Origin of the sequence: Kribbella albertanoniae (genome assembly GCF_004348455.1) — a bacterium.
Lineage (GTDB): Bacteria > Actinomycetota > Actinomycetes > Propionibacteriales > Kribbellaceae > Kribbella > Kribbella albertanoniae.
In genome coordinates, this window is sequence record NZ_SMKA01000015.1 from 1 (window position 1) to 18,390 (window position 18,390).

At 67.2% G+C, this 18,390-nt stretch carries 13 protein-coding genes; 4 read left to right on the forward strand and 9 right to left on the reverse strand.

Annotated elements, in window-relative coordinates:
* Window positions 1-19: 19 nt before the first annotated feature.
* Entirely contained in the window at window positions 20-3,061 is a 3,042-nt protein-coding gene (locus E1261_RS06280) for a sacsin N-terminal ATP-binding-like domain-containing protein (protein WP_238176038.1), read from the reverse strand.
* A gap of 85 nt (window positions 3,062-3,146) precedes the next feature.
* Entirely contained in the window at window positions 3,147-3,587 is a 441-nt protein-coding gene (locus E1261_RS06285; protein ID WP_132403281.1) for a cupin domain-containing protein, read from the reverse strand.
* A 152-nt stretch (window positions 3,588-3,739) separates the two neighbouring features.
* Here E1261_RS06285 and E1261_RS06290 point away from each other — a divergent pair, with 152 nt between their 5' ends.
* Together E1261_RS06290 and E1261_RS06295 are read left to right on the forward strand one after the other, a co-directional pair.
* Entirely contained in the window at window positions 3,740-4,537 is a 798-nt protein-coding gene (locus tag E1261_RS06290; RefSeq protein WP_132403283.1) for an SGNH/GDSL hydrolase family protein, read from the forward strand.
* Window positions 4,538-4,593: 56 nt separating this feature from the next.
* Window positions 4,594-5,067 (forward strand): GNAT family N-acetyltransferase, encoded by a 474-nt coding sequence (locus tag E1261_RS06295; RefSeq protein WP_132403285.1) that lies wholly within the window; start codon window positions 4,594-4,596, stop codon window positions 5,065-5,067.
* A 2-nt stretch (window positions 5,068-5,069) separates the two neighbouring features.
* On the opposite strand, the gene E1261_RS06300 is transcribed toward E1261_RS06295, so the two are convergent.
* Genes E1261_RS06300 through E1261_RS06310 form a run of 3 tightly spaced genes read right to left on the reverse strand, consistent with a single transcriptional unit; the run spans window position 5,070 to window position 7,362 of the window.
* On the reverse strand, window positions 5,070-5,915 hold the full coding sequence (locus E1261_RS06300; protein WP_165952397.1) for a S9 family peptidase: 846 nt from the start codon (window positions 5,913-5,915) through the stop codon (window positions 5,070-5,072).
* Window positions 5,912-6,877: a DPP IV N-terminal domain-containing protein gene (locus tag E1261_RS06305; RefSeq protein ID WP_132403289.1), complete on the reverse strand. Its 966-nt coding sequence runs from the start codon at window positions 6,875-6,877 to the stop codon at window positions 5,912-5,914. Before E1261_RS06305 ends, E1261_RS06300 begins: the two co-directional genes overlap by 4 nt.
* Window positions 6,874-7,362: a MarR family winged helix-turn-helix transcriptional regulator gene (locus tag E1261_RS06310; RefSeq protein ID WP_238176039.1), complete on the reverse strand. Its 489-nt coding sequence runs from the start codon at window positions 7,360-7,362 to the stop codon at window positions 6,874-6,876. Before E1261_RS06310 ends, E1261_RS06305 begins: the two co-directional genes overlap by 4 nt.
* A 99-nt stretch (window positions 7,363-7,461) precedes the next feature.
* On the opposite strand from E1261_RS06310, the gene E1261_RS06315 reads away from it, so the two are divergent.
* On the forward strand, window positions 7,462-8,232 hold the full coding sequence (locus E1261_RS06315) for a hypothetical protein (RefSeq protein WP_132403291.1): 771 nt from the start codon (window positions 7,462-7,464) through the stop codon (window positions 8,230-8,232).
* On the opposite strand, the gene E1261_RS06320 is transcribed toward E1261_RS06315, so the two are convergent.
* Window positions 8,198-8,950, reverse strand: coding sequence for a YqjF family protein (locus E1261_RS06320; protein ID WP_132403293.1), 753 nt, complete (start codon window positions 8,948-8,950; stop codon window positions 8,198-8,200). The genes E1261_RS06315 and E1261_RS06320 overlap by 35 nt on opposite strands.
* A gap of 61 nt (window positions 8,951-9,011) precedes the next feature.
* Here E1261_RS06320 and E1261_RS06325 point away from each other — a divergent pair, with 61 nt between their 5' ends.
* Window positions 9,012-10,082: an epoxide hydrolase family protein gene (locus tag E1261_RS06325; RefSeq protein WP_132403296.1), complete on the forward strand. Its 1,071-nt coding sequence runs from the start codon at window positions 9,012-9,014 to the stop codon at window positions 10,080-10,082.
* 5 nt (window positions 10,083-10,087) lie between these two features.
* On the opposite strand, the gene E1261_RS06330 is transcribed toward E1261_RS06325, so the two are convergent.
* The 3 genes from E1261_RS06330 to E1261_RS06340 form a co-directional block, all read right to left on the reverse strand.
* Complete coding sequence (locus tag E1261_RS06330; RefSeq protein ID WP_132403299.1) at window positions 10,088-11,584, reverse strand: IMP dehydrogenase; 1,497 nt, start codon at window positions 11,582-11,584, stop codon at window positions 10,088-10,090.
* Window positions 11,585-11,785: 201 nt separating this feature from the next.
* Window positions 11,786-12,787, reverse strand: a complete 1,002-nt coding sequence (locus E1261_RS06335) for a sugar phosphate isomerase/epimerase family protein (RefSeq protein WP_132403302.1) — start codon at window positions 12,785-12,787, stop codon at window positions 11,786-11,788.
* Between the two features lie 217 nt (window positions 12,788-13,004).
* Window positions 13,005-18,386, reverse strand: coding sequence for a ThuA domain-containing protein (locus E1261_RS06340; RefSeq protein WP_132403305.1), 5,382 nt, complete (start codon window positions 18,384-18,386; stop codon window positions 13,005-13,007).
* Window positions 18,387-18,390: the final 4 nt, after the last annotated feature.

The window sequence follows — 18,390 nt, forward strand, 5'->3', positions numbered from 1 at the left end:
CGGTGGCGGGGGGCGGGGGCTAGTCGTAGGAGGCGTCGGTTAGGAGTTCTGAGGCTCGGTCGGGTTCGTTGAGGACGGCGCGGATGACGTGGCGGCGGTCCCAGCGGGTGCTGGCCCAGGCTAGGGCTTTGGCCAGGCCGTCGAAGGTGGCGGCGTGCGGGGCGCCGTCGGCGTCGACCCACCAGGAGACCTCGACGCCGTCGACGGTGAGTTCCTCATGCTCCCACCACACATCCGGGACCTCGGGGACGAGTTCGCGGACCAGCTCCGGTACGTCGGCCGGCGTTCCTGTGCCGTCGATCTTGCCTTCGGCAACTTCTTGGGCGAGCGGTACGTCGAGGAGGTCGCTCAAGCCGTCGGCCGCGGCGCCGGAGGCGACCACGAAACCGCCGAGATCGGCGCGCTGCAACCACATCGGGCTGTCCGCGACGACTGCCGCATCAGCCTCGACCACCTCGGTCCAGCCGTCCTCCCCGAGCACGCGAACGTGTTCTGGAGCTTCACCGGGAAATAAAGGCAACGTCCCCAGCTGCCGCCAGAAACGCAGAAGAGCGCTCTCTGAGATCTCCTGCTCCGGATCGGCCAGGCGCTCCAGCACCAGGCTGATCCCGTCGGCGTCGAGATCGCCGACCTCACGCACCAGACCGACGGCTGAACGGATCTCAGGATCGAGATCACGGGTCCACGCGGGGGCTTCGTCCAGAAACGCCGCGAGAACGTGATCCGCCTCGGGATCAGCGCGGCCGGCCAGCGGTTCGCCGTCGTCCAGGAGAACGCGTTCTCTGATCCACCACGCGGAATACGATGGTACGCCGAGTGGCCGGTCGTCGGGCCCGACCACGCGCACCTGGGTCACGAGAGCACGGCGTAGCTCGGGAACGGTTCCCAAGATCGCGAGAACGCGCGGCCAGGCGTCGTCCTTGATCCAGTCGAGATCGCGGATCGCGGTCAGTTCGCCGACGGTTGCGCCGTACCGGGAACCGTCCGGCGCAACGTCGTACGCCCAGTCCTCGATTGCATCGAGATCCTTGAGTGCCTCCGGCAACCGGTCCAGAGCGACATCGGAGGACGTGACAGTCCCGAGAGTCGCGAGTACGCCGACCGCCGCCAGCGCGGGCAGTCCGTACCGCTCGACGAGCGCAGGATCGATCGGCGCAACCTCCTCGTCGTCCAGCACCGCCTCGGCGTCGGAGCCGGGGACCACGAGGGCGTTTGCCGGGACCAGTTCGCCATCCACATCACGCAGTACGAGATCGGACAGCCACCAAAGACCCTCGGCCTGTGCCGGGTCAGTCGCCACCAGACTCAGGACGGCGTGCGCGACCGCGTCCGGGTCGTCTGCCTCCGCGGAGTGCTCAACAACGGTCCGTACGGCGCTGTCTTCCAGCAGCGAGCGTGGTGATGCCGGGATCGCGCCGAGCCGCTCGAGCGCCGGGTTCACGGCAGCCGGGTGGACGACGCGAACGCCGTACTCGCCGAACTCAGCGAGGACATCAACAGGGAGCTCCGGACCGGGCAGCAGCAGTGCGCGTGCACCGCGGACCAGGCGGCCGTCGGCGAGCGGAACCGGCAACGTACCAAGGGATTCGCGCAGGAGCGCGTCCGTCACCATGCCAGACAGCGATCCGTAGAGAGCGCTCCACCACTCCGGCGACTCGTCGGCTGCGGCGGTCCCGAGCTGATCGACTACCTCGGCCAGTTCGAGCCGGCGGACCCCGAGTGCATCCAGCGCGAGCCGATCCTGGCGGGTTGAACCGATGAGCCCGGGGACGATCGGAGCCAGTACCCGGTTGAAGGCCTCATCGGCACCTTCGACCACCACCGCATCCCGTGGTCGCAGCAGAGCCCCGTCCTCGACGGCGCGCACGATCGGCGTCCCCGGCAGTACCGCGAGAATCGCCTCTCGCAACGCCTGATCCAGCACACCCGCCGCGAGTCCGGTGGGAACAAGCCGCAGCACGTCCTCCTGGCCAGACCCCGTGGTGGAGTCCGCGCTTGGGGGTGAGGCCGCAGCTTCGGCGCGTTGGTGGAGAAGTTCGGCATACGCCGTGGCTGCCTCTCGGACCAAGCGGTCGGTCAGCGGTCCCTTGGCGACGTGGCGGCGGGTTGGGTCCAACGGGAAACTTGCCAGCAGCAACGCGGGCAGAGAGAGCGCTTCCTCCGTCGGAGTCGGCGCCTGAACGACGTTCGGGAGAACGGTGCCGGGATCGCGTGGGAGCGCCCAGAGCACGGAATAGTACGGGCGAGAGCGCTCTTCGATGGGCCGGTCCGCGAGCAGGCGTTCGCGTTCTTCGGCGTCGAACGTTCCCGCGGTGCGGTGGATCCACCAGCGAGATCGCGCGTTCTCGAGAACGCGGGTCCCGTCAAGGGTCTCGAGAACGATGCTCTCGAGGCCAGGGAGCGCGAGCAGCAGCGGATCTCCGGCTTCGGCCAGCAGACGACTCACGAGAGCAGCCGCGGCCTCGTCGCGCAGCGGCAGGATCACCGCGGTGTCGTATCCGGTGGGCGGTTCGCCCTCGGCATCGAACGGCAGCCGCAAGACCGGGACCTTGCCGTCACGCCGCCGAACCTCGGTGTCGAGCCCGGCCCCGCCCCGCGCCGCGATCGCCGCAGCGGTATCGGCCTTGGAGAACCGCACACCACCGGACCGTGACAACACCACCGGCTCGTCCGACACCGCAAGGACGGCCGCGAAACCCACACCGAACCGCCCGACGGCACCATGCCCGTCCGCCGGCGATCCGGCCGGCAACTCATCGCGTTTGGCCGAGGCGCGTAGCGTGGCGAGCGATTCCACACCTTCCGCGGAGAGCGGCGTACCGGTGTTTGCTACGACCAAAGTGTTCCCACGGAACTCGAACAGCACCCGGCCGGGAACGCCGGCCCGGACAGCAGCGTCGGCAGCGTTCTGGGCGAGCTCGACGACCAAGCGATCGACGTACCCGCCGAGAGCGAGATCTTCCTCCGCGTTGGCGTCCTCCCGGAACCGCACCGGCGCTGCGGACCAGCCTGCCAGGACGCGTTCGCGAATCCCGGCCGTTCCGAACACATCGTCGCTCACGCGGTGCAGTATGCCGGGGCGTGGGCCGACCGGTACGGCGAGGGTGCCCGCCGGGGCGCGGTGATCTGCCCCGGCGGACCCTGGATCACTGGAACGAACAGCCCGGGTTCGCCGCGTCCTCGGACAGCGGCGCGCCCTTCGGGTTGAAGTAGTAGACCAGCAGCACGATCGGCTTGTCGGTCAGATTGCGCCCGATGTGGACCTGGTGGTCGGGCTCGTGGAAGACAGCGCCCTTGTTGTAATGACCGTCGGACTTGCAGTCGCTGCCGAAGTGGTCGAGCGTGCCTTCGGCCACCTTGGCGATCAGGTTGCCGTCGTGGAAGTGCCAGCCGGTGGTCCCGCCCGGCTGAATGGTGATCTTGCGGTAGACGACGTCCGTGTCACCGACCGTCTTCTGCCACAGGATCTCGCCGGTGACGCCGGACGGCGGCGTCGCGTTCGCCGCGACCGGTCCGCCGACGAGCGTCGCCGCCGCCAGTCCGGTGATCGAGAACGCCGTGAGCGCTCCCCGCGTGACTCCGCGCATGAGTTTCCCTTTCAGAGAGTTGTTGGTTTCGTCAGCTGAAGACCGGAGAGCTGTCTGCGTTGTGACACTGCCCTCCCACAATCCGGTCAGTCACATTCCGGTCAGCCACATTCCGAACAGTTATGGTGCCACCTCGCGGCTATGGTTGAGCGGTGATCCCACCCGGCAGTCGGTACGTCGCCCTCGGAAGTTCGTTCGCAGCGGGTCCCGGAATCGGCCCGATCGTGCACAAGCCAGCAGGCCGATCGGGCCGCAACTACGCGCACCTCGTGGCCGTGGAGCTCGGTCTCGAGCTGACCGACGTCACGTATTCCGGCGCGACCACCGCTCACCTGCTCGACACCCGCCAGGACGACGCGCCACCCCAACTCGATGCCGTCGGCCCCGATACTGCCCTCGTCACGATCACTGCCGGAGGCAACGACCTCGAGTACGTCGGCACCTTCATCCGCGGGAGTGCGCTGAACACCCTCGCCAAGCCGGCGACCCTGCTCGGCCGCCGGGTCGCGAACCGGATCCGCGCGCGCGTCAGCTACCTCAAGGACGATGCCGACTACCAAACTGCCGCCGACTCGCTGACAACCGTCGTCGAGAAGGTCAGAGAGCGCTCTCCGGCCGCTCGTGTTCTGCTCGTCGACTATCTGACCCTCGTCGGCCCGAGCACCCGCCCGCGTCTCGACGTACCGCTGAACGAAGAGCAGTTGCCGAGCGTCGCGATGATGGCCGACGGCCTTGCCACCGCTTTCGCCAAGGCCGCAGCCGCCACCGGCGCGGACCTGATCGCGGCCTCCGCAGCCAGTCGCGATCACGCCATCGGCTCCCCTGAGCCATGGACGACCGGTTTCACCCTGCGCCCACCCGGCTTGCTCGGTGGCTTCGTGCCATACCACCCGAACGCAGCCGGCATGCGTGCCGTCGCCGATCTCGTGGTCGATCGTCTCCGCGCCTGAAACTGTCGGCGGCCGTTGTTACGTTCACGGTGCAGGTTCGGAGAGAGGACGAAATCATGGCTGAGGTGGCACTGCGGGAGGTCGAGGACGGCGACCTCGACGCACTGTTCGAGCAGATGCGGGATCCGGAGTCTGTCCGGATGGCCGCCTTCACCGCCCGGGATCCCGACGACCGCGCTGCCTTCGACAAACACATCGCACGGCTGAGATCGGATCCCGAGCTGACCTTCCTGGTGATCACCCGGGACGGCGAGCTGGTCGGGACCATCGGCAGCTTCGAGATGGAGGGCGACACCGAGGTGACCTACTGGGTCGATCGGTCCATGTGGGGGCAGGGTGTGGCCGGCCTAGCCCTCGCGCTGCTGCTCGAGCGCATCACGGTCCGGCCCATCCACGCACGCGCGGCCAGTGACAACGCCGGTTCGATCCGGGTGCTGGAGAGAGCCGGGTTCGTCGCCATCGGCACCGATGTTGGCTACGCCAATGCACGTCAGGCCGAGATCGAAGAGACTATTCTCCGTCTCGGCTGACGCTACTCGGGAGCCGGTACGCCGAGAGTCCGCCGCAGGAAGTCGAGTTCGCGGTGCAGCAGGTTGGCGATCGTGTCCTCGTCGGAGATGCTGTGCCCTTCGCCGGGGAGGACGATCAGTTCGTGCTGCTTGCCCGCTGCGGACAACGCTCCACTCAGGCGAAGCGCGTGCGAACTCCAGACGTTGGTGTCCGCGAGCCCTTGGACGATCAGCAACGGCCGGGTGAGCTCGGTTGCGTAGGGCAACAATGATCCGCGGCGATAAGCCTCGGGCTCCTCATCGGGATGCCCGAGGAAGCGCTCTTTCCAGTAGCTGTCGTACTGGCGCTGGTCAGTGACCGGCGCACCAGCGATCCCGGCCCGGAAGACATCCGGACGATGGATCACCGCGGCAGCTGCCAAGAAGCCGCTGTAGCTCCATCCACGCAGGGCAACGCGCTCCAGATCCAGATCGCCGTACCGCTCGGCAACATGATGCAGGGCAGCGATCTGGTCGTCGAGTGCGGGACCCTTCACGTCGCCGTGGACAGCACGCTCGTACGACGGTCCGCGGCCCGGCGTACCTCGCCCGTCGGCGCTGATCACGACGAACCCTTGCTCGGCGAACCACCGCGACACCGCATAGTACGGCGCCGGATACGCCATCACGAGCTGGAAGCCGGGACCGGCGTACGGGTTCAGGAGGACCGGGAGGTTCGGCATGCCGGGGCGATGCCAGGAGGGCCGGAAGACGGCGGTGCGCAGTTCGTCGGGGCCGGCCTTGATCAGCTCGACGTCGAGCTCGAGATGCGGTCGCTCCGGGCGGGACTCGATGCGGTGGCTGTTGATCGCGATCCGGCGCCCGGTCATGGTGCGGCGATCGAGCAGCAAGGTGCCTTCGGCAACGAATCCGTCGTTGACGCCCGGTTCCGTGGTGAGCGGACGCAGTTCGTCGTCGTAGAGGTAGAGCTGAGTCTCGGTCGGTTCGGTCTGCGCCAGGAGAGCGATCCCGGCCGACGACACGGACCGGATCTCGGCAACCTGCAGGCCCGGCCCGTCGCCGGATCCGCCTCGAGGAGCTGAACGCGGCGCTGGTCGCGACTCTGCACCGCGAACAGTGGCTTGTCCGTCGTCCACGTGGCCTGCACCAGGTACTCGAACTCGACGTTGTCCCACTCGACTTCCAGCTGACTGCCGTCCAGAGCGATCAGGCTGAGCGTCACGTGTGCGTTGAGTGTGCCCGCGCGGGGATAGCGGATTCCCTTCGGCGAAGCATCCGGATGGGTTGGATCGGCGAGGTAGCGCAGCTCGACCCGGCTCTCATCGACGCAGGCAACCAGGAGTTGGGCGCCGCTCGGGGACCACCAGATCGCGCTCTCTCGTTCCATCGACAGCGCCGCCGCGAACTCGGGAACGCCCCATCGCACGGCCTCGCCGTCGGGTTTCGCGACGGTACGGCGATTACTGCCGTCGATCCCGACGATCTCGAGCGCCCCGCGCTGCGCGAAGGCGATCACGGTCGCGGTCGGATCGATCCGGGCGGCGTCGACAGCACCGATCGGCAGGTCGATCCGTTCACCGGTCTCCAGGTTGGTGACCGAAACACCTTCCGCGGTCTGCAGGCAGACGCGTGCGAGCGCCGTACTGTAGCCGTCGGCCGGGCCGATGCGCTGTGCGCGACCGCGTTGGGCGTCCACGGCCCAGAGCGAGCGGTCGCGATTGAACATCGCGTACCGACCGGTGCTGTCGAGCGCGAGACCCGTGACGGCTCCGGCGGTGAAACGTCGCGTCCGCGCGTACTGGCGAGGAAGGTCCTCCGGCGGCGGCGTCACTCGGCGGCCTCGAGGAGGGTTCGGAGGAGGGCTTCGAGGTGGTCCTGGTCGGCTTCGGGGAGAGTGCGCACGAGGGATTGCTCGACGTCCTGGATGTCGCCGATGCCGCGCTGCCAAATGTCGAGGCCGGCCGGGGTGAGGCGGGCGAGGACCTTGCGGCGGTCGTCACGGTCGTGGTGCCGCTCGACGTAGCCGCGGCGTTCCAGAGCGTCGAGGCGGTTGGTGAGCGCGGCGGGCGACATGGAGAGATGTTTGGCGAGCTCGCCGGGGGTTGCCTGGTACGGCGAACCGTTGCGGCGCAGCAGGTGCAGTGTCTTGAACTCCCACCATTGCATCTCGTACTTCGCCAGCACGGCGTCGCGACTGCGGTCGAGATACTGGCCGAGTGATTGCAGACGGACCGCGATCCCCTCGACGCGGCGGTCGAAGCCGGGGATCTCGCGTTCCCACTGGTCGACGTGCCAGTTCACGAAGTCTTCTTTCACCGGCCTGATCTTTCACCGACTGAAGCTTAGTTGTCAAACATTTCGACGTCGAAGTACTTTCGGTGCACCAAGTTTTCCGGATCGGTGAGGAGACGTCAGATGGTGCAGGTCGAGGTATCGGCAGTAGTGGCCGCGGCGGGGCAACTGACCTTGGCGGGGCAATGGGGAGTTGCTCGCGCGCTCCTGGAAGCGACGCAGGCGACCGAGCCGGTGGATGTTCGGACGGTCGCGCTGGCGCTGGCCGAGGTGTCGGTGGATGAGGACTTCGCGCGGCGGACGCAGACCGGAGAGCGCTCTCTGGCGGCGCTCGGGCGCGCTCTCGAATTGTTGCCGGACGCAACGGTTCGCTGGGATGCCGCGTTGCTGCAACTGCGGTCGGAATACTCCCCGGCCCTGTTCAGCGGCGCGGCCGAACGCGGCGAGTCTCTGGTGGCCCAAGCCGTTGTCCTGCGGGACATCGCCCCGGACGACCGGCGGGCCGGAACGGCCGCCTTCTACGCCGGTGCGATCGCGGACAATCTGCTGAGCGACTCGGACACCGCATTCCGGCACTACACCGAGGCCCTGAAGCTGGGCGAGAACGCGAGCGACGATCTCGTGATCTCACTCGCGCTGCGGCACCTCGGAGATCACGCGCACACGGCCGGCGATCTGCAACTGGCGCGGGCGCAGTGGGAACGCTCGACGGAGCTGCGCCAGAAGATCGGGCATCTCTTGGGAACGCTCGCTCAGCAGGTCCTGCTGTGCGTGTTACTCAAGGCCGAGGGCAACGAGGCGGGATCACGGGCACTGGCAACGGAGGTGCACCGCTGGGCCGGTCAGGCCGGCATCCCGTTCATCGAGCAGCAGACCGCCGAAATGATGGTTTGACTGGCAGCCCGAACTCCGCCGGTACGCCGGGGCTGTACAGCACGTGGTCGGGAGGCCCCGCTGGTTCGGGCAGGCCGACCGACGGGAACAGACCCGGCATGTGCAGCTTGGTGACTGTTGCGGAGTGAAGCTCCCAGGCGGGGTGCTGGTTCGGCAGGTACCAGGTGCGGCCGCCCCGATGGGCATGCAAACCCCAGCGGGCCGTGAGGAAATCGGACAACGGATCAGCGCGGACTGCCAGCCCGGTGTCGACCGTGATCAGGGCGGCCACGGGCACACCGGGCCGGCGCAATCTCGATGTGTAGGTCTGCGTACTCCCTGAACTGCTGTGGGTCATCTCGGCCCAGCGATACGGGAGCGCGAAGACCGCGCGGGCGATCGCCACCACCGCGAGACGGTTCGCATCGAGGCTCAGGAAAACGACACCACGACGGCCGGCATCGTCGATCGAGTAGAGCCGGATATTCGTTTCGAGGAAGGTGCCGACGTACGGGACAGCAGGGCCGAGCGGGAGACCGGTACCGACCATCCGGAACGGGACCAGGCCGATGTAGGTGCGTCCCTCGAAGACATCCGGTCGAGTGCCGGGCGGGAAGAAGCGCGCGACGACAGCGGGATCCACTGCCCAGTGCAGGAACGTGAGGTCGAGCCATTGCTGCCGCAGTATCCGCGGGCGCCGCAGCTCCGGCGCGACCGGCCAGCTGACGCGATCACTCATGGCGCCGAGCGTATCCGGTAGCGGACAACAAGTGGCCGCTACTGTCCCTAAGGTCGACAACATGACAGCGAACGAGTTCCGGGTCGAGATTCCGCAGGCAGAACTGGACGAATTGCGACGGAGGCTGGAGACGGCTCGCTGGCCGAATCAGCTGGCCGGCGTCGAGTGGTCATACGGCGTCGAGCTGGGCCGGCTGCGGGAGTTGGCTGAGTACTGGCGAACGTCGTACAACTGGCGGCGCTTCGAGGACCGGATCAACGCGATCCCGCAGTACACGACCGAGATCGACGGCCAGCGCCTGCACTTCCTGCACCTGTCCAACCCGGGCAAGCCGGTCCTGCTCCTGCTGCACGGCTGGCCGGGTTCTGGCGCCGACTACCTGAGCGTCATCGAGCAACTGGCGGCCGACTTCGCCTTTGTGGTGCCGTCCCTGCCCGGCTTCGGGCTATCGGGGCCGACGGCAACGACCGGCTGGGGCGCCGAGCGGATCGCCCAGGCCTGCATCACGTTGATGGAGAACCTGGGCTACGACCGGCACGGCGTCCACGGTTACGACTGGGGTGCGCGGATCGGCCCCGTCATCGCCCGGTCGGCGCCGGACCGCGTGCTCGGCCTGCACCTCGACAGCTACCTCGCCTTCCCGCAAGAAGACGAGGAGCTGACCGAGGCCGAGCAGAAGATCCTCAGCGGACTCGACCGCTGGGAATCCGAGCGCTCCGGCTACGCCGCGATCCAAGGCACCCGCCCCCAGACCCTCGCCTACGCCCTCGACGACTCCCCCATCGGCCAGCTCGCCTGGTTCCTCGAGTGGTACGACGACTACGGCCACCGAGTAGGTGCCATCAGCAACGACCTGATCCTGGACGCGGTCACCCTGACCTGGTTCACCGGTACGGCGGGCTCGTCCGGCCGCATCTACCGCGAAGCCGCCGCAAGCTGGGGCGCCGAGATCGAGTACTGCCCCGTGCCGACCGGCCTCGCCGTCTTCCCCAACGACAGCACCGTCCGCCGCCTCGCCGAACGCGAGTTCAATGTCGTCCACTACACAGAGATCAGCGAAGGCGGCCACTTCGGCGCCCTCGAAGTCCCCCACCTCGTTGCCGCAGACCTCAAGTCATTCTTCACAAGCTAACCGACTCAGGCGAGTGTCGCCGGGGTCTCCCGCAGGGTGACGTTGGCGTGGCTCTCCTGGAAGCTCTGTTCGGATACCAGGGTGAGCCGGGCGGTGGACTGGAACTCCGGCAGTGTGGTGGAACCGCAGGAGACCATCGTGGTCTTGAGCTTGGCGATGGTCACGGCGAGGCCCTCGTTGAGGTCACCGGCGTAGGGCACGTAGCCGTCGACGCCTTCCTCGAAGATCAGCCCCTGGCCGCCCTGGCCGTAGCGCTGCCAGTTGCGCGCACGGTTCGAGCCTTCACCCCAGTACTCCTTCACGAAGCCGTCATGCGTGGCGAGCTTCGCGCCGGCGGCTTGGTCGAAGCGTGCGAAGTACCGTCCCATCATCACGAAGTCGGCTCCCATCGCGAGCGCCAGGGCCACGTGATAGTCATGCACCAGCCCGCCGTCGGAGCACACCGGCACATACTCGCCGGTGCGTTCACGGAAGGCATCCCGGGCCGCGGCAACATCCAGGACGGCGCTGGCCTGTCCACGACCAATGCCTTTCTGGTCACGGGTGATGCAGATGGAGCCGCCGCCCACACCGACCTTGACGAAGTCGGCACCGGCCTCGGCGAGGAAGGTGAAACCCTCGCCGTCGACCACGTTGCCGCCGCCGACCGGGATCTCGGGATAGTGCTTCTTCACCCAGGTCAGGGCCTGCGCCTGCCAGTCGCTGTAGCCATCTGACGAGTCGAAGCACAACACGTCCGCACCCGCTTCCAGCAAGGCGGGGACTCGCTCCTGGTAGTCGTGGGTGTTGATACCCGCGCCGACGCGCAGACGCTTGGCGGCGTCCACGACCTGATCCGGGAAGCGCTTGTTGTCGGCGTAGTCGGATCGGAAGACCAAGTACTGCAGGTGGCCCTCGTCGTCCAGCACCGGGAGACAGTCGAGCCGTTCGTCCCACAGCCGGGCGTTGGCCTCGGACAGAGTGGTGTCGGGCCCGGCGTGGGGCAGGTCCGCGATGGGGATCATCCGGCCGCTGACCGGTCCGTCGAGGTCGTGCCGCTGCGGGTGGAAGTCACGTGAGGTCACCAGGCCGAGCAGGCGGCCGGAAGCACTCCCGTCGTGGGTGACCGCGGCGGTGCTGTGGCCGGTACGACGCATGACGTCGACCAGCAGGCTCAAGGTGTCGTCGGAATGGACGTTCGTGTCGCTGGTGACGAACCCGGCCTTGAAGTTCTTCACTCGGCGGACTGCGGCTGCCTGGTCCTGGATCGGCTGGTTGTGGTGCAGAAAACTCAGACCGCCGTTACGCGCGAGGGCGATCGCGAGTTCCGGTGTGCTGACGGCCTGCATGATCGCGGAGGTGAACGGGGACTGCAGTTCGATCGCCGAAGGTTCTCCCCCGCGGTATCGCACCAGAGGCGTGCGCAGGTCGACCGTCGCGGGCGAGCAATCGGTCCGGGTCCGGTTCGGCAGGAGCAGGAACTCGTTGAACGTTCGCGAGACCTCGGCGATGACCTGTGCCACTCGTTGCTCCTGATCCGTCGACGGGGTGCGGTCGTGACCTGGCACCCTATCGGCTGCCCATCGCCGGCCAGCAGACACCTGCGTGTCGCTGTCCAGCAGCACAGTGCTTCCAGTCGACGACATACTCCCCCCACTCGCCGGTGGGGGGCCCTTAGCTAAGCGGCCTTGGGCCCACCCACCAGACGCCCCGGGTTGCGGTGGTTAGGAGGAGAAGGCTGCGTCGAAGGAGGCGGTGGGTGGGTCGAAGGCTAGGGTGCGGACGAAGGTGAGGGCTTCGGCGGCGCCGACGAGGCGGTCCATGCCGGCGTCTTCCCATTCGACGGAGATCGGGCCGGTGTAGCCGATCGTGTTGAGCATTCGGAAGCAGGCTTCCCAGGGGACGTCGCCGTGGCCGGTGGAGACGAAGTCCCAGCCGCGGCGGGGGTCACCCCAGGCCAGGTGGGAGCCCATGCGGCCGTTGCGGCCGTTGCCTACCTGGCGTTTCGCGTCCTTGCAGTCGACGTGGTAGATGCGGTCCTTGAAGTCCCAGAGGAAGCCGACCGGGTCGAGGTCCTGCCAGACGAAGTGCGACGGGTCCCAGTTCAGGCCGAAGGCCTCGCGGTGGCCGATCGCTTCCAGGGTGGCGGTGGTCGACCAGTAGTCGTAGGCGATCTCGGACGGGTGCACCTCGTGGGCGAACCGGACGCCGACCTCGTCGAAGACGTCCAGGATCGGGTTCCAGCGGTCCGCGAAGTCGCGGTAGCCGGCCTCGATCATCGCCGGTGGGACCGGCGGGAACATCGCGACGGTCTTCCAGATCGACGAGCCGGTGAAGCCGACGACGACATCGACACCCAGCGCCCGGGCGGCCCGGGCAGTCGTCTCCATCTCCGTGGCCGCGCGCTGCCGAACGCCCTCGGGGTCACCGTCGCCCCAGATGTGGGCCGGCAGGATCGCCTGGTGCCGCTGGTCGATCGGGTCGTCGCAGATCGCCTGGCCGAGCAGGTGGTTCGAGATCGTCCAGACCTTGAGGTTGTGCTTCTCCAGGATGTCCAGCCGGTCTCGCACGTACGCCGGGTCTTCGGCAGCGCGCCGTACGTCGAGGTGGTCGCCCCAGCAGGCGATCTCCAGGCCGTCGTACCCCCAGGAGGAGGCCAGCCGGGCCACCTCCTCGAACGGCAGGTCGGCCCACTGGCCGGTGAACAGGGTGATCGGTCGTGCCATGCCTTCTCCTCCATTTTTACTATCGATGCAGTTGACTGAAGTTGGTGTCCCCGGCGGCACCGGAGCGCGGGTACCGCCGGGGACGAGGACCGGATGGTCCCCCGCCGGCCGCCGGAGAGCGCTCTCTGGTGTTCCCGGGTGGGGCCGAACCACCCGGGAACGGAGCGTTCTCCCGCAACGGCGTTCATGAGATCCCGCTCTCACGGGATCGGGATCGTTAGCGGATCTTGCTCCTCAGGTCCTGGCCGACCGCGATCAGCAACGTCCGTGTGGGCACGTCCTTGACCGTCTTGGCCTGGTGGAGGAACAAGTCGATGGCGACGCGGGCGACCAGGGGCTGGTTCCGGGCGACGGCACGTTCCGCCAGCCCGAGCTGCACCTTCATCGCCGTGGCTGTTCCCGCTGGGATCTTCCCGGCGGCACGGAAGCGCTCGACGAGCTTCACCGCCTCCGGGTACGACGTGACGACGGTGAACGGCACCGTCGTCACCGACTTGTTGCCTGCAGCATCGAGCGCGGTAGCGGTCAACTGATGAGCACCGAGCCCGAGCGCAGCACCGTCAAGCTTCCCGCCGGCCGGCACTGGCTTCCCATCGATGGCCAAGGTCACGCTGGCCGGACCGGACCCCGCATCCGCAGCCTTGGCACTGACGGTCGCCGTTGACGCGACCCCGAGCGACGCACCGGCCGCGAGACCACTCACGGTTGCGGTCGGCGCCGTACGGTCGATCTTCACCGTCACCGTCGACGGTTCCGACACATTGCCCGCGGTGTCGGACGCCCGCACCTGCAACGTGTGCGTGCCGTCGGCCCTGAATTTCACCGGAGCCGTGTACTCGGACCAGTTGCCGTCGCCAACCTTCTGCTCGAGATACGTCTGACCACCTTGGTCGTCCGTCCCGAGAGCAGTTGCCGTGACCTCGTCGACCCACCAACCGGCCGCACCACTTGGCGTGGCCGGATTCAGCGAGAGCGCCACCGTCGGCGCCGTCGTGTCCCGGACCAGCTTGAAGTACTCGAACCGAGCCGTCTTCGAAGCGACCTGGTCGACCCCGAACGCATAGACCCCGAACTTCGCCCCAGTCGCCAGCGCAGTGTTCGCCACCGACTGCATCGCAGTCCAGGTCAACCCGTCCGAACTGTAGGAGCCGGTGAAGTTCGACCCCTTCTTGGCCAACCGGAACCACCAGATGCCCTGCGTCGCCCCAGCACCCGGCTGCGGCTGCTGCAGTACGTCGCCGACCTCACTCCGCAACTCCAAACCCCGAGCAACCGGAGAACCGGACGGGTTCGTGGTCAGGTAGTCCAGCTTCACGTAGTTCGCGTCGTCCTTGTAGACCATCAACCCGGCCTGCTGAAACGCCTCGTCGAACGACGAACCGTCCACCTTCGTCTCGATCGTCCAGTCACCGTCAGGAGCCGGCTGCAACATCAGGTTCCGCGGGTTCGTCGCCGTCCCCTGGTAGATGTCGCCCTTGCTGGTGTCGATCTCGAGACCGCCACCGGTGACCCGGTACGCCGCGGGATCCGGCCGCACGGTCTCCGCCCAGCGGCACGCGTCGAGCGTCGTACCGGTGAACTCGTCATCCGGCGCCGGCTGCTCGGCGGTGTCGTCCGGCGTCAGCTGGAAGTAGTCGAACGCCGCCGTGATCGGGAGTGCCTCGGTCCGGTTCGCCAGCCCGAACATTCCGATCCGCGGGTTCGAGATCCCGGCCAGCTGCTTGGTCTCCGGCATCTCGGTGAAGGTCGCGCCATCAGCCGAGTACGACGCCTTGAGGTTCGCGCCGTCGGAGGTGAACCGCACCCACACGGTGTCCGGGTACGCCGCACCCAGGTTGGCCGTGTTCGATCCGGTGACCTCGTTCGGTACGCCGTTCTCCTCGCGGATGAACTGGAAGATCCGATCGGCCGCCGACGGCGCACCGGTCGACCGGCCCTGGATCACCATCTTCGCGTAGTTGTCGTCGTCGCCGTACAAGAGCAACCCGGCCTGCTGATACGCCAGCCGAGCCGGCATCGTCAGCTTCGTGGTCGCCTGCCAGCCACCGGCCGGCAACGGCTGCAGCACGAGGTTCGGCGTACCCGTGTTTCCGGTGCCATAGATGTCAGTTGCCGTCAGCGGGAGCGACAACTTGCCATCGGCAACCGACATCTCCTGGTTGCCTCGGACAACCGATGACCAGCGACCCGTGTTCAGAGCAGTCCCGTCGAATCCGTCGGAACGTCCGGTCAGGCAGGTCGGGAGCGACGGCGAATCCACCGTGACCACGACCTTCGCCGTACCGGCCGCACCTCGGGCGTCCGTCACAGTCACGACCGCGGTATGCGTCCCTGCCGTGGTGTAGGTGTGACTGACCGACGCTCCGGTGGCCGTCCCACCATCACCGAAGCTCCACGCATAGCTGAGCGGCAGGTCGCCTTCCGGATCGGTCGCAGCCGCCGTGAAGTCGACCTTCAGCGGTGCCTTGCCCTGCGTGGTCGAGGCCTCCACCGTCACCGCCGGGCGCTCGTTCTCCGTGACGCCCTTGCCGATGAACTTCACCCAGTTGACGTTCAGCTGCCCAGTCGTCTTCACGAAGTACAACGGGCCGCTCGCCAGCGACGCGCCACTCACCGGCGCGGTGAAGTTGCCGTACGTCTGCCAACCACCGGTCGGCGTCACCTGAATGGTCGCGATCACCGGACCATCAGTGGGCGAACCCTGCCGGACCTGCACAGTCGCACCGAGCTCCGGAGATGCCGCCCGCAGTTGGAGCTGCCCGATGTTGGTCAGGTTGGTGGGCTTCCAACCCCACCAGTCGCCGTCCTCGATCCAGCCGATGTTCTTGCCACCGCCGGCAGTATCACCAGTGTCCTCAGTCTGTACGCCGGGTGTCGTACCCGGACCGCCGGTCTCGCTGAAGTACTCGGCCTCACGCAGTTTGGGTTGCAGCTGGACGATCTTCTCGGTGGTGATCCGGCCGGTCCCCGGTGCACCCTTGTCGGTGTACTTCACCTTGATCAGGCCGAAGATGTTCGCCCCGACATGGCCCTGGTCGCCGTTCACCGGGATGACCGCCCCGCAACCGCGGTACTCCTCGTAGTCGTGCGCGTGCTCGTCATGCCCGAGCGCCGGCTTCGTGACGACGTCGTTGCAGTCGACCGTCCCGTCCTCGGGATCCGTGACCGTCACCTTGTAGCGAACGGTGTCCCCGAAGTCGAAGAACCCACCGTCCGGCGGAGCCTCGACGGTGATCGTCGGCGCGGTGTTGCCGGCCGTGATCGTCTGATTCGAGACCGCCGTCCGCCCGTCCGCATCCGACACGGTCAACCGGGCCGTGAACACGCCTGGCGTCGTGTAGGTGTACGACGGTTTGGCCTCGGTACTGTCGGTCGTCCCGTTGCCGTCGAAGTCCCAGGCGAGCGTGATCGGCTGCCCGTCCGGATCACGCGACCCGGTCGAGTCGAACGCGACGACGAGCGGAGTCGGCCCGGATGTCTTGTCGGTCGAGAACTGGGCGATCGGCGCCCGATTCCCTTGCACGTAGTCGATCCGGTAGATGCCGGAGTCGGCGTTGTTCCCGCCGAAGCCACTCCCCCACTCGATCACGTACAGAGCGCCGTCCGGCCCGAACTGCAACGCGTGCGGCCGGATGAAGCTCAACCCGGACAGCATCCGGGACACGTCATTGACACCGCTGCGGGCGTCGTTCAGCTGGACCGAGAACAGCCGGCTGTCGTTCCAGTCGGCGAACACTGCCTTGCCGTCGAAGTACGCCGGCCACTTGCGATCCGACGTACTGGCGGCGTCGAACTTGTACGCACCACTCGTCATCGGCGCGCCGCTGCCACCGATCTCCGGAACACCCGTGGTCGACTTACCCATCCACAGCGAGGCCGGGATTGCCGCCGGCAACTGGTTGATACCGGTGTTGTTCGGCGAGTTGTTGACCGGAGCGTTGCAGTTGAAGGTCGCTCCCGACGTGCCGGTCGCGAAGTCATGATCGTTGTACGGCGTATTCGCGCCGACGCAGTACGGCCAACCGTAGAACCCGGGCTTGTCGAGGACATCCCATTCGACTCGACCATCCGGACCACGCGTCGGGGATACCTGGCCGGCGTCCGGACCGTAGTCGGCGACGAACAGGTTGTTCGTGGTCGGGTCGATGCCGATCCGGAACGGGTTCCGGAAGCCCATCGCGTAGATCTCCGGCCGGGTCTTCGCCGTACCGGAGGGGAACATGTTGCCGTCCGGGATCGTGTACGTCCCGTCCGCCTCCGGGTGGATCCGCAGGATCTTGCCGTTCAGCACGTTGCTGTTCGCGGAGCTGCCCTGGGAGTCCCAGGCCGAGCGGCCCGCGCGCTCGTCGATCGGTGAGTAGCCGTCGGAGTCGAACGGGTTCCGATTGTCGCCGGTGGCAACGAAAAGGTTGCCGTTGCCATCGAACTCCAGTGCGCCACCCGCGTGACAGCACTGGTCGCGCTGGGTGTCGACCCGCAGCACCTGCTTCTCGCTGGCCAGTTCCAAGGTGTCACCAGTCACCTTGAACCGGGAGACCCGGTCATGTGGATCGGGCCCGGCCGGCGAGTAGTACAGATAGAGGAAGCCGTTGGTGTCGAAGGCCGGGTCGAGCGCGATCCCCAGCAGCCCGAACTCCTGACCCGTATAGACACTCAGGGTCCCCGCCGTCACCACGGTGCCGTCAGTCTTGACGATCTTCACCGCGCCGTTCCGGTCGATGTAGAAGACCCGGCCGTCCTTCGCGATGGTCAGTTCCATCGGGTTCGACGTGTTGTCGTCGAGCGTGACCTTCTGGTAGCTGTCGCTCAGCGACGCACCGCAGTCAGCCGGCAGCACGCCTGCCGCAGTCTTGATACCGCCCAGCATGACGTTGCGGAACTCCGGTTCGGAGAACGAGGCGATCGTGTGACCCATGCCGGTGTACCAGGCGCGGCCGCCGTCGTAGTCCTGGCACCACGTGATCGGGTGCTCGACGCCCATGTTCCCGCCGGTGTACGTCGATTCGTCCAGCGACTCCAGCACGTGCACGGTTCCGCGCGGGTTGGTCTTGTAGTTGTACCACTCGTCGGTCCGCTGCCAACTGGTCGGCGCTTCGGCGGTCGACGGGTGCGCGTGATCCTCGGTCTTCACGGTCGCGGTCGGCGTACCGGGTGGGTGGCTGTCGAAGTAGCTGCCGACCAACTTCCCGTACCACGGCCAGTCGTACTCCGTGTCCGACGCCGCATGAATGCCGGCGTACCCGCCACCGCCCTTGATGTAGCGCTCGAATGCTGCCTGCTGATCGGCGTTCAGTACGTCGCCGGTCGTGGACAGCCAGATGACCACCTCGTACTTGGCCAGCTCGGTGTCGTTGAACAGCGCGGCGTCCTCGGTCGCGGTGACCGTGAAGTTGTTGCCTGCAGCAAGCTCCTGGATCGCCTGGATCCCCGCCGGGATCGAGTCGTGCCGGAAGCCGGCGGTCTTGCTGAAGATCAGAGCGTTGAAGGTTTCGTCACCGTGGCCCGGATGGGCCCGGGCGGGTAGCGGGGCCAGTAAGGCCGCGATCAGGGCGAGCACGAGCGCACACATGGCTGTGCCGTGCCTGCGTAGCTGGATCATGCGG